We start from the raw sequence: 12,074 nt of genomic DNA on the forward strand, positions 1-12,074 counted from the left end.
CTTTTTATACCCTACTCTTTACTAGCAAAATGCCTCACCAGCACAATCATTACGGCGAGCATGCCACCAAGCATGGTGCCTAACACACAGATCAGCGCCCGCTTTGGTTTGGCCTTTTCTTCCGGTACCAATGCAGGATCGATTGTCTTAAATACATACTCATCACGCACCTCGGCAAACATAATTGTCTTTGCTTGTTCTTCAATTAGTTTATATAGAATTGACCTAATATCTGCTACGTTCGTCTGTGCTATCTGTTTATTCAAGAAATCACTACTACGAATAGCTTCTGCAACATCACGCTCTTTCATCACCTTGTTGATATCTTCAACAAGCCAGTTTACCCACTGCTGTGCTACAAATGGGGATAGATGTTCGACAGATATTGTTACCATTCCGGTATCCTTTGAGGGATTCACGCTAACTATCTTGCTAAATTTTCTATAAGCTTCCTGCATTGACGGTTCTGGCTTGAAAGGCGCTTTTACTTCTCTTACCCATTTATTCGACTCAGCATTATATAGCTCACTGTCATAAAGCATACTGTTATCAGCTATATTCCATTTTTCTGCGGCCATCAAATCAGGTAAAAGATCGTGCTTTTTAATAAAATCACGAGCAAACTGACGTGACTTTATTACCTCTATAGCCATCTGCGTTTTGTCAACGCCACCTTTACGACCAAAGTTAATGCCAGCCATGCTCGCTAAACCGCCAAACTGAGAAGCTAAGGCGCTTAGGCTGCCTCCCTGTTCTTCACTTGCTGGTGCTAAAAGCGCCTCAGACTTGTAGATATTGGGTTGCATAATGGCGAAAATAACTGAGCTAATGGCAAACACAGTAGTAATGGCAATAATAAGCCATTTTCCCTGCCAAATAACTGTAAAAAGTTCACGGAGATCGATTTCATCATCCCGCATAGCTTGTGAGATAGATTGCGGGAACTGAGCATCGGTAGAGTTTTGGATTTGCTTTGTCATATTATAAGGTTTCGGGTTCCAGGCTGGGTAAGAAGTGCTCTATTTTATGCGCTCTTCCTTTACAACCTCGAAATTGTGGCGATTGCCACAGCTGTGTTGTAAACGATTTGAGTCACCTGGCTCCAAAGAGTCAGGTTATCTTTGTACTCTGTATCCAAGGGAACGACTATAGTATCGCCGGGCTGTATGTCCTCTGAGGTATTGAACCACAATGAACTGTCCGGCATGGCCACCGAGCCGTCAGCGCGGAGAATATAGGCGCGGTCATCATCGGCCCGCTTACGTGGTCCGCCGGCAAGTTGTAGATACTGGTCAAAGGTATATCCCAGCTTGTATCTGTGAGTACTTGGATGCTGCACCTGCCCCATGACTGAAACCGTTTGATTCTGTGGTGGGATATAAAGTGCATCCCCATCCTCAAGCTTAAGATCGGCCTCAGCAATTCCGAGTTCAATGGCGTTGATATCGACAACCAATCGCCCCAGTACCTGCACATTTTCAAGCTCTTTAAGCATGCTTTGCGCATCGGCATAACCCACAGTCACACCATCTTTGGTCAGCGCCTTTGCAGCTATCTCGCGACGCAGTTCATCTGAGAGTTTGGCAAGTTCGGTTTGCTCTTTTTGCTTAACCGATTCGCGCAGGAATACCGCACTGCGAGGAGCTGCGTCCTGTGTCAGGCCGCCAGCTCTGTCGAGCACGTCTTTAAGTGATTCACCGCGTTGAATACTGTAAGTGCCAGGGAAACGCACTTCCCCTTTTATCGTAACCCAGCGCGTTTCTTGCCAGTCAGGGAGAGTGCGTACAGTCAATACATCACGGCTCTGCAAAGCAATACTGGCTTTACCTTGGAGCACGTCTGCCAAATTGACTTGTTGATGTTCAATCAATACGCCATCTGTCTCGGATATCTGCTGCCGGGTCAATTCGGCAATCAGGGTGTAAGCGCCTTCTTCCAGACCACCGGCTGCAATCAAAAGATCGCGAATTCCTGCACCTTCGGTAATCGGATACTTACCGGGGAAACGCACATTGCCATTGATATCAGCCAGTTTTATGGCTTCCCCATAACGATTTTGTTGCCTGAGCTGCTCTATAACAGGCTCAAGCAAGGTCTCACGATCAGCATAATCAAACACAATGACACTGTCCCTTGGCTTAAGTGTCAGGTTGTCAGAGCTGCTGCCATCTGCAATGGCCTTACCAATATTGAGATGGAATAACTTGATGTCGCCTCTTTGATTCACTTCCCTGACCAATAGGCCGTAGTCCAGATCAGCATTTATCGTCAGATCGCCCCAAATGGATGGCAACAAATCGGCAACCCGCATTCCTTGCCTATATTGATACTTCCCTGGACGAACAACAGCACCTATCAGGGTGACTGCATTATCTACCCGGGCAGTTGCCGACTTTACCCGAACCAAATCGCCGGCCTTTGCCTGGATGGCAAACCCGGACTCCTGGGTAAGATCAATGTTGACAATGGTTTTGGATTCATTAGTAAAGCGTTCAATGGTGCTGGCCTTTGGATAAGCGCCGGGCTTCACGCCGCTGGCCATCTTGATTACATCAGCCATTGTCTCGCCGGATTTGACTTCATAAATAGCTGGTCGACGCACTTCACCTGTAACACTTACCAATCCCCCAACAGAGGGAATAAACACAACGTCTCCAGATTGCAGACGCAGATCACCAGAGGCGTCACCACGCAGCAGCAGGTCATACAAATCAAAGGTACCAACCAACTTGCCGTTACGCTTTAGCTGTATGTTGCGTAGCGACCCGATTTCATTGATGCCGCCGGATACAAACAGTGCCTGGGTAATAGTCGACAGGCTTGATACTGTGTAAGAACCGGGTTTATAAGCATCACCTGCCACAAAAATACGTATGGAACGCAGCTCGCCCATGCTGATGCTGGACTGAATCCCAATCATCGATTGGGATATTTTATCGGCAAGTAATTCCTTTGCCTCAGCAAAGCTGAGACCAACCAGGCTGATAGGGCCAAGATCAGGGAACTGAATGCTGCCATCACGGCCAACGGTCAGCGCAAAGCTCTTGTTGTCTTTGCCGTAAAGCTGAATGTTCAGGGTATCACCGGGTCCCATACGATATTCTGCTGGTACAGGAACATCAGACACTGGAGCAAAAGTGGACGGTTCACCGGCAAATAAGTCGTAACCGAATCGCTTCAACTGCTTTTCTTTTTCTTCTTCCGAGGCTTCAACAATCTCTTCTGTTTTGGTTGCCTGATTGAAGTCGTCGGTTTCTGACTGGTTGACTACACCCTCAGATTTATCTGAGGGTTCTCCTGATTTATCAGAGAGCTCCCGGCGCGTTACCACCTCTGGATTAACAACAGGTTTAGCAGCTTTGCTACCACCGGAAAGAATCGCGGGATCTATACCATATTGACGGGCAATGCGTTCCTGCTCTGCCTTTGGCAATTGCTTAAACTGCTCAATCATTTGTGGTGACGGAGTCAAGGCATTGGCTTGTCCCGCAACAAAAACCAGCATCGCTGTACCGGCGATAATGAATTGTTTGACTTGTTGTAGCACCAGAAATCTCCGTGATTGGTGATTGAATAAAAATCAAATTAGAGCGGGCTTCGCCCTGCTAGAGCGTCGCAGTGCGACTTCTAGGAACTAGGTTTCGGACATCAGAACGTTCGCAAGCTCACTTACTGAACGCTTCGCTACTGAAAAGCTGAGCACTTCGCTTTCGGATAGCTGCGCTCTGTAGGACGAAGGCCGTTCTGTAAGCCCGCTAGCGGGCGTTCTATAAGCAACGCCTTTCGCTGCGCTCTGGCAGCCACGCAATGGCGTTCTAAGCAGCCTCTGGCTGCATTCTTGCAGGCACGCTACCGCCCATGGATTTCGGCTTCCAACGTGCCATCTTAATTTTTTATCTTGCAAAACATAGACCTGCAAAGGATGCTTTAGGTTGAATAGCAAGAATTTTGTGTCACTTTACTGCATGGGAATTCAAAGAACATCACAAGTCGCCCCCCAGCACAGTCGCAGCTTTGGTGTCGCCGTCAGCACAGCGATCACCAGAACCTCAAGCCCCATTTCCGCAGATGATTACTCGGAGAGTTTCAATACGGCGCAGGGATTGTACCTTGTCGTGGCCGTAGACGTTGTATAATTATCCGGCAAGCACTCTTTTTGCAACGACTTACACACCCGACTACCCGTCAGAAAAATAGCATTCGTCAAAAAAACATCAAATATACTTACATCTCAACCAGTTAAGCTGGGAGAGTAAGTCAGTTTAATGACATTTATATGACAGGACAATGATCCAGTATGGCAAATGTCTTACAAATTGAATAAGCCATTACGCACAAATGGATTCGATACAGGATTCAGGTACAGCCACACTTTGGAGTTGCCCCATGATGCTGAACAATACGCTGCAACGTTTATCGGCACAGGGCTCCAGAAAGACGGCCTCCAAATCCACAAAGGGGCCTTCCTTGAACCGGACCCTGTCGCCCTTCTTCAGTCGCTGCAGTTGCGGCAGCTTGAAGATCTTCTGTTCCTTGCGCTTGATAGCCCTGATAATGGCATCATCTATGGGAGTCATATCCTCGCGGCAATCCACCAAACGATATACGCCGCGGGTGGCCTGGATGCTGCGAACACTGGTCTCGAGCGGGTCGAAATAGATAAACAGATAATTGGGAAAGAGTGGCGCTTCCGATACATGGATCTGGCCATCAGGTTGCCGCACCTGCTGCCTGCACTTGGGCAGATAGGTCTCGACCTCCTGTAACATCAGGTTTTGTTGTGCCCGCGCTTCGCTGCGAGGCTTACAGTAAAGTAAATACCAGGCCTTCATGCATACTCTCATCTTGGCTGAGTGACATCCTGTTCACGGTCGGCAATCATAGCAAAGCATGACGTCAATGAAAATGAGAAATTCTGCCGTTAGCCGTTCGACAGTATCGGCCTGCAGCTGGCGCCAAAATTGACTTTGGCGCACTTTAGAGGGTATATAGGGTGGGCTTTTTCGTATTTGAATGCGAAACTGGCAACTAAATTATAATAAATAAGAAAACACTGATAGTGGCCAAGGAGCGGGGTGAGTGATTTTTTGAATCAATATCAAAAAGTTACAAACAACTGCCACAATCAGAAACCTTGAATGGAATACTCTTTCTGCGGAGACAATGGTCCTGCAGGCAATCACAAGCTTAAGGTGGAAGACTTAATGAGCGTAACAAATAACCAAGGAACGATGCTCGGGCATCCCAAGGGACTGTTCCTGCTGTTTACAACCGAACTGTGGGAACGATTCAGCTATTACGCAATGCGCGCCATTCTGGTGCTGTATCTGGTTGACCGGGTACAGACAGATGGCGGCCACGGTCTGGGCTGGTCTCAGGCAGACGCTATCTCCCTCTATGGTACCTTCACCGGTTTGGTTTATCTGACGCCGCTTATTGGTGGTTGGTTGGCCGACAATATCCTCGGCCAGCGCAAAGCCATTATGATCGGTGGCACCCTGATGGCGGCCGGCCAGTTTATTCTCGGTACCCCTCACGCCTGGGTTCAGGGCATGGAGCTGGAAGCCTTCTACCTCGGCCTGGGTGTTCTTATTCTGGGTAATGGTCTGTTTAAGCCCAATATTTCGACCATGGTGGGCGATCTGTATCAGGAAGGCGATCACAGACGTGACGGTGCCTTTACCATCTTCTACATGGGTATCAACGTGGGTGCCTTCCTGTCAGGTATCATTGTTGGTTCGGTAGTTAACGCCTTTGACGGCAACTTCCAGGCAGGCTTTATCTGTGCCGGTATCGGTATGGTGTTGTCCCTGATAATTCAATTGGTGTTCGCTCAGAAGCTGCTGGGTGACATTGGCACTGTGCCTGCTGCCAAGCTGGAAAAACAAAAAGACATGGCCCGTGGCCAGGAACGTAAAGAGCCCCTGACCAAAGTCGAGCGCGATCGCATCAAGGTAATTATGGTGATGGGTCTGTTCACCATTATTTTCTGGGCCGGTTTTGAACAGGCCGGTGGTCTGATGAACCTGTTCACCAACGACTTTACCGATCGCATGATCGGCAGTTGGGAAGTGCCCACTACCTGGTTCCAGTCACTGAACGCCATGTTCATCGTGATTTTTGCCCCCGTGGTCGCTTCCATCTGGGTACGCCTGGGAGCTAAAGAGCCCAACTCTCCGGTGAAGTTTGCCCTGGGTCTGGTTTTGCTGGCCACAGGCTTCCTGTTTATGATTGGTGCCGTATTGGAAATGGGTGGCGATGCCTCTGCCAAATCCAGTATGTGGTGGTTGGTGGGTGCTTACCTGTTCCACACTCTGGGTGAACTGTGTCTGTCCCCTATCGGTCTGTCCATGGTGACCAAACTGGCTCCGCTGCGCATAGTATCGCTGATGATGGGGGCCTGGTTCCTGTTTATCGCGGCCGCCAACAAGATTGCCGGCGTAGTGGGTTCATTCATTGGCCATGGTGGTGAAGCGGAAGAGCAACTGGCGAACGCCATGTCCATCTTCTCCGGTATTGCCATTACGGCTGCATTGTCGGGCGTTATTCTCTATTTCATGGCCGACAAACTGGTTGACTGGATGCATGGTGCCGAGAGCAAAATCCATCACACAGAGGAAGAAGCTCTGGAAGAAGAGATTGCGGTGACCGGCGATCACGAAGCGCTGAAGCGCTCTTGATAGGCTGAATGTATCAGTAATAAAAAACGCCTCAATTGAGGCGTTTTTTATTATCTGCAACTGGCATTAGAAACTGACCTGTACATAGCCACCGCTGGCGAGATCCGGTTCAAATGCCAATCCATCAAAGCGGTCTTGCAGCAGCATAGATTTGTGCTCAGGTTCACTTGTGGAGATACACAGCTTTTCACCCGGCAGCAAAGTACGGAACTGGGTACTGGGCTTGCCCCAATCCAGAACGCCAAGTTGCAAGGCATCCGGCAATGCCAAAGGACTGAGCCCTTTTTCGTTGCGAAGATAACAGCGCAGGCCATGCCCCGCCTGGGCAATCGCGGCCCGATAATGCTTGAGTTCAACCACTATGTAAATGATGTCGACTGTGATATCCAGGCCTGACTTAACCACCCTTTCATTCAAATAGCACAGCATATTGAAGGGCTCGAGCACCATGGTACCCAAACCATTGCGCATCGCTTTTAGCTTTTGGTTCACGAAGCTGCGTAGCATTACGCCGGCAAATGCGGCGCTGTTATTCTCGGGATGAAAATGCGCCATATAAAGCAGCAGGTGCTCACTGTCGGCCATGGTGGAATCGATAAAATAAGCGCTGATGTTGTCGCGACGATACAGGCTGTAATCTATTTGGGCCTGGGGATAAACCACGCTTGATGCAGGGAACAACTGATGTTGCAAATGCCTTGCAGCCTCGGTGCTTTGTTCCAGTAAGCGCAAGTGTTCATCCAGTTCCATCCGTGACAGCTCATCCAATTCGGCGAATTCCTTCACCTGCTCGGTCTTGCCAACCAGACTTTGCTTGATGGACTGTTCTATCGTGTAGAGATCGGACACCGGTTTAACCAAAAAGTCGGAAGCACCTATTCGCAGCGCTTCTACCACATCGGCCATGACGTTATTACCGGAAATCACAATGGAAGGCAGAGAGGGATCGAGACGGTACATTTCCCGCAGCATGTCCAATCCACCCAGATTGGGCATGCTGAGGTCAGCCAGAACAATATCGAAAGATTGTTGCCGAAAGCGGGCCAGACCTTTTTCGCCGTCATCCGCTTCTATGACCAGAGCCCCTCGGCTGTCGAGGAAGGAAGCCACTATCTTGCGAAAGACAGGATCGTCCTCAACCAGTAATACAGAGACATCATTCAGCGCCATAACTACCCCTTAAAAGGAACTCACAGCACTGCCACCGGTTGGCTGTTATTTTTCGCTCTGACCACCATACCGGGATAAGGAAAAATGACCTTGGAATGTGCTATTCAAGCTCCTGCATATATTCATCCAGCAACTCATCATCATCCTGATTTGACGGAACGTTGCCATCATACACTTTGTAATCCACATGCTGGATATAAGCGTCCTTGACGAAAGTGTATGGATCAAGCGCATTGTCGAGTAACCTTTCCTGATCTATCGCTGCGGCACGGGCGTGCAGGCTTTTAAGTCCCCACTTAACCACTGACTGCCACATGGTCAACTCTGACAATGGGAAGTATAGTCCATCCACCCAATCGGATGCGAGTTCACGGGTAACGTAGGGACCAAAAAATGGCGCCATGAAAAATGGGCCATTGGGTACGCCGTAGTAACCCAGAACTTCATTGAAATCATCCTGTTTACGTGACATGCCCATCATGTCCGCCACATCAAAAATTCCCAGCAAACCAATGGTGGAGTTGATGGTGAAGCGACCACCGGCATTGGCAGCCCAGCCCCACTTACCCTGGAGGGTGTTGTTGACCAGCGAGCTGGGTTCTTCCAGGTTAAGCACCAGGTTATTCAGGCCACTCTTGATCGGCAAAGGCACATAATCCTTATAACCATGGGCTATGGGGCGATAAATATGTCGGTCAAGCACGTTGTAGTTGAGATCCCACATGGCACGGTTAAAGCCCTCGAACGGGTCGCGCGGATCTACATACTCAACTTTGATTCCCTGGGCGTCGCTTTCCTTTGCGTCTTCGGCCACCACATTGGTGGCGGTCAGAATGCCCACGCATAACATCATCCATTTGAATTTCATAACGCTCTCTTTGACTAAAAGTACTGCCAGCCGTTTTGGAATCGGGTTAAAGTAACCAGGTGCAGGTGTCGATAAACCGGTATGGGTCAATATTTTGTCTACCCGCACAGAGCGCTAAGGATAGCGGCCCGGACAATAAGGTCAACCGGTAAATTGTGATAAATCATAACTCTTTGGCTGTGGTGTCGGCCCTATTGACGCCGGATGTAAAGATGACTCCGATGGAACCTTTGGGCAGCCTGCAGACAGGCAGTGCCGCTGCAGCAACAAAACAGGTCCCTGTTTCCGTCACCCTGGGCGCAGACGGTATAGTCCTGACGGTCGATAACCGTCAGTATACACTCACTCTGCCGGACAGGTTTCATCCCAGGCTATTGCTTCAGGCCCAGGCCTTTGCCTTGCCTCTGGCTGAAGACAGCAAGCTAACCAGCTTGCCGGACAGAGTGGCGCTGGCATTACTGGGGCAAACTCGACTGCTCCCCTTGCCGAGCGCCTTGGTGGAAATGTCACGCCAACAGGGAATTGCCTTCGAGCAACTGGTCAACCTTGCATCCAGGCCACAGGGCTATCCCTTACCAAACGCCACAATCAAAGGCGGTCAGATCAGTTTCGACAATGGAGTAAGTATCCACTCCGCCCAGGCCGCACGCCAGGGGGATGGGCATTATCAGGTCGCTGTGGTGCAACAGGGGCGTCAGTTAATGTTAAGGTTGGTGCAAATCCTGGACATAGTGCAGGTTAACGCCGCTCCCCTGCTCAAAGCAGCCCCCGAGCCCGGTATCAAGACGCAAACCGAGCTAGCTCCCCAGCCTCCCGAGGCCAAAATTATCATCACCAAGCCGGAAGCTGCCGGTATCCTCAATCAGTTGTTTAAAAACCTGGAACAACAGCCATTACCGCCTCAGGTAAAAGCGGCGCAGCAAGCGTTGCAGCAACAAATCTTGCAGCAACCCCAGCAGCAGGAAATCCAGCAATCATCACAGGTGAGCGAAGGCGGCAAAGACCAGGCAGCGTTGGCAACAGCAGCGAAAACCCAGGCGACCAATTTAAGACTTGATGTCCCACAAGGTGCTCCTGCCGCACCTGACAAAGCCCAAACCCCGGTTTCAGGAAACCAGGGCAGCACATTACAGGCCGGCGAAAAATTGCTGCAAACAGCACCCGAGGGCACCACACTCACCTCAGGCAAGGAGCCGGCAGAAAAGAGCACAGGCAAAGGACTGACACCTGATACACCACCACCTCAGGCAATATTGTCCAAGGTGTTATCACGCACAGGGGCGCTGCCATTGGTGCAATTGGCCCGCTCAACCAATGAGAACATCGCCAGCGAAGTGCTAAGATTACTTCCCGAGCTGGCCCCCCTGCCCCTTTCCAGTCTTACCCAGCCACAACTGCTGGCCGATACCCTTAAACAGGGCGCAACGGTAAACCTGGCCCAATTTGCCGCACCTCAGCTGCAAGGCAATAATCCCCTGAGTATATTGTTCCAATTACTGCTCGGCGTAAAAGCCGATACACAAAAGCAGCCACTCAGCCCAACCATGAAAGAGTATCTTGGCTCTTTGCAGCAGCAAACAGGCCTGAGCCAACCGCTGCTGGCGCTGCTGGAGCGCCACAAGAGCCTTGAATCCCTGGTGCAGTTGGGGCAATCAATGGCTCAATATCAGCAGGCCAGTCTGGATAATCCCGCCACACCGGTACACTGGTTTTTCGCTTTGCCCTATCAGATGGGCCAGCGCAATGAGCAAATGGAAGGCTATTTTGAACGTGAGCAGGAAGAGGAAGGGGGGCTCGGCCGGGGAGGCTGGAAGTTACAACTCAAGTTTGTGCTGACCCAGGGGCCCTTGCTGATCAAGGCCCAGAAAACCGACACAGGTCTGAACCTGCATTTTGAATCTTCTTCCGAATCCCTGCTACACAGGATAGAGAATTTCCTGCCGCCGCTGGCGACCAAGCTCAATGAATTGGGAATGAAGCCGGACAAGCTGACCACCAAAGCTGCCCCCATACCGGCAACCCTGCTGCCCGGTGACCATTATCTGGTACACACCAGAGCTTAGGAGCCCATATGACGGACACCCCAGAGAGAAAAACAGCGGTTGCGCTCAGCTATGATGGCAAGAATACCCCAACGGTTACGGCCAAGGGTCAGGATTTGCTGGCAGAAGAAATCATTGCCCTGGCCAAAGCCAATGGGATCCACATACACGAGGATCCGCATCTGGCAAACTTTCTCAATATGTTGGAGTTGGGAGAGGCCATCCCCAAGGAGCTATATTTGCTCATCGCAGAATTGCTGGCCTTTGTTTATATGCTGGATGGTAAGTTTCCAGAACAGTGGAATAACCTGCACAAGAAAATTATCGCCGAGGCCTGAACGCCTCAGCCCGCCGACTGCCTGCCATGGAGGCGAATGAGCAATTCTGCCTCGGCTCTGGGCAGTTCACACTCCGCCATCAGTTCTTCGATGCCGGCCCCCAGAGACACCATTTTCATTGCCCGGGTATAGAGTCGAGCCTGGGGATCCTGCTCACGGGATTCATCCAGTTTGGCAGCCTGCTGTGCCAGGCGCTTTTCCAGCTCCAGCACCCTTCTGCCCACGCCTATGGTGCCACTGCGAAGCTCATGCAGCTCCTGCTTGACCGCATCCCTTTGCTTGTCACTGTCCTTAACCAGCAAGGTCATGGCATCCACCTTGGAACGCAATTTATTCAATTGCTTTTGCAGGTACAACACCAAGCCAAGACAGGCGATCACATAGACCAGGGCCGCGATCAATAATTCATTGCCTTCCATCTATCACCTGTATTCATAGAAATTGACCGGTCTGGCACCGGTCAAAGACTTCAGTGTCAGATCTGAGCCAATTCGGCCCACTCTTCATCTGACAGCAATTTATCCAGATCCACCAGGATCAACAACTCGTTGTCCCTGTTGCTGACGCCCTGAATAAACTTGGCGCTTTCCTCGGTGCCGACATTGGGAGCGTTGTCGATTTCGGAGCGACGCAGATAGACCACTTCCGCCACACTGTCGACCAAAATACCAATCACCTGCTTTTCGGCCTCAATAATCACTATCCGGGTAGAGTCATCCACTTCGGCCGGCGCCAGGCCAAAACGAGAGCGGGTATCTATGACTGTCACCACGTTGCCACGCAGGTTGATGATACCCAACACATAGTGGGGTGCACCTGGCACGGGAGCGATCTCGGTGTAACGCAGCACTTCCTGCACCTGCATCACGTTGATGCCATAGGTCTCGTTATCGAGCCTGAAGGTGACCCACTGCAATACTGCATCGTCTTTACCGGCCGCAACGGCCGCAACGTTTCTTGAATCTGCCATATCTAC

General features: G+C 50.5%; 10 protein-coding genes. 3 read left to right on the forward strand and 7 right to left on the reverse strand.

Annotated features, from left to right (window positions below; genetic code table 11):
• Positions 1-11: 11 nt before the first annotated feature.
• The 3 genes from JYB84_RS11540 to rfaH all read right to left on the reverse strand — a co-directional run bounded on the left by JYB84_RS11540 (position 12) and on the right by rfaH (position 4,832).
• On the reverse strand, positions 12-980 hold the full coding sequence (locus JYB84_RS11540; RefSeq protein ID WP_207320220.1) for a Wzz/FepE/Etk N-terminal domain-containing protein: 969 nt from the start codon (positions 978-980) through the stop codon (positions 12-14).
• Positions 981-1,039: 59 nt separating this feature from the next.
• A complete protein-coding gene (locus JYB84_RS11545; RefSeq protein WP_207320221.1) occupies positions 1,040-3,547 on the reverse strand; it encodes an SLBB domain-containing protein in 2,508 nt (835 codons plus the stop codon).
• 781 nt (positions 3,548-4,328) lie between these two features.
• A complete protein-coding gene (gene rfaH, locus JYB84_RS11550; RefSeq protein ID WP_207323202.1) occupies positions 4,329-4,832 on the reverse strand; it encodes a transcription/translation regulatory transformer protein RfaH in 504 nt (167 codons plus the stop codon).
• A 372-nt stretch (positions 4,833-5,204) separates the two neighbouring features.
• Here rfaH and JYB84_RS11555 point away from each other — a divergent pair, with 372 nt between their 5' ends.
• Positions 5,205-6,680 carry a peptide MFS transporter gene (locus JYB84_RS11555; protein WP_207320222.1) on the forward strand — a complete coding sequence of 492 codons (1,476 nt, stop codon included), beginning with the start codon at positions 5,205-5,207 and terminating at the stop codon, positions 6,678-6,680.
• Positions 6,681-6,746: 66 nt separating this feature from the next.
• On the opposite strand, the gene JYB84_RS11560 is transcribed toward JYB84_RS11555, so the two are convergent.
• Positions 6,747-7,850, reverse strand: coding sequence for a response regulator (locus tag JYB84_RS11560; protein ID WP_207320223.1), 1,104 nt, complete (start codon positions 7,848-7,850; stop codon positions 6,747-6,749).
• Between the two features lie 100 nt (positions 7,851-7,950).
• On the reverse strand, positions 7,951-8,718 hold the full coding sequence (locus JYB84_RS11565) for an MlaA family lipoprotein (protein ID WP_207320224.1): 768 nt from the start codon (positions 8,716-8,718) through the stop codon (positions 7,951-7,953).
• A 212-nt stretch (positions 8,719-8,930) separates the two neighbouring features.
• Between JYB84_RS11565 and JYB84_RS11570 the strand changes: the two genes are divergently transcribed.
• Both JYB84_RS11570 and JYB84_RS11575 read left to right on the forward strand, forming a co-directional pair.
• On the forward strand, positions 8,931-10,781 hold the full coding sequence (locus JYB84_RS11570; protein ID WP_207320225.1) for a hypothetical protein: 1,851 nt from the start codon (positions 8,931-8,933) through the stop codon (positions 10,779-10,781).
• Between the two features lie 8 nt (positions 10,782-10,789).
• Positions 10,790-11,098 (forward strand): EscU/YscU/HrcU family type III secretion system export apparatus switch protein, encoded by a 309-nt coding sequence (locus JYB84_RS11575; RefSeq protein WP_207320226.1) that lies wholly within the window; start codon positions 10,790-10,792, stop codon positions 11,096-11,098.
• A gap of 5 nt (positions 11,099-11,103) precedes the next feature.
• Here JYB84_RS11575 and JYB84_RS11580 read toward each other — a convergent pair whose 3' ends face one another.
• On the reverse strand, positions 11,104-11,517 hold the full coding sequence (locus JYB84_RS11580) for a DUF2802 domain-containing protein (RefSeq protein ID WP_207320227.1): 414 nt from the start codon (positions 11,515-11,517) through the stop codon (positions 11,104-11,106).
• 56 nt (positions 11,518-11,573) lie between these two features.
• Complete coding sequence (locus JYB84_RS11585) at positions 11,574-12,068, reverse strand: chemotaxis protein CheW (protein ID WP_207320228.1); 495 nt, start codon at positions 12,066-12,068, stop codon at positions 11,574-11,576.
• Positions 12,069-12,074: the final 6 nt, after the last annotated feature.

The organism is Shewanella cyperi (assembly GCF_017354985.1).
GTDB lineage: Bacteria > Pseudomonadota > Gammaproteobacteria > Enterobacterales > Shewanellaceae > Shewanella > Shewanella cyperi.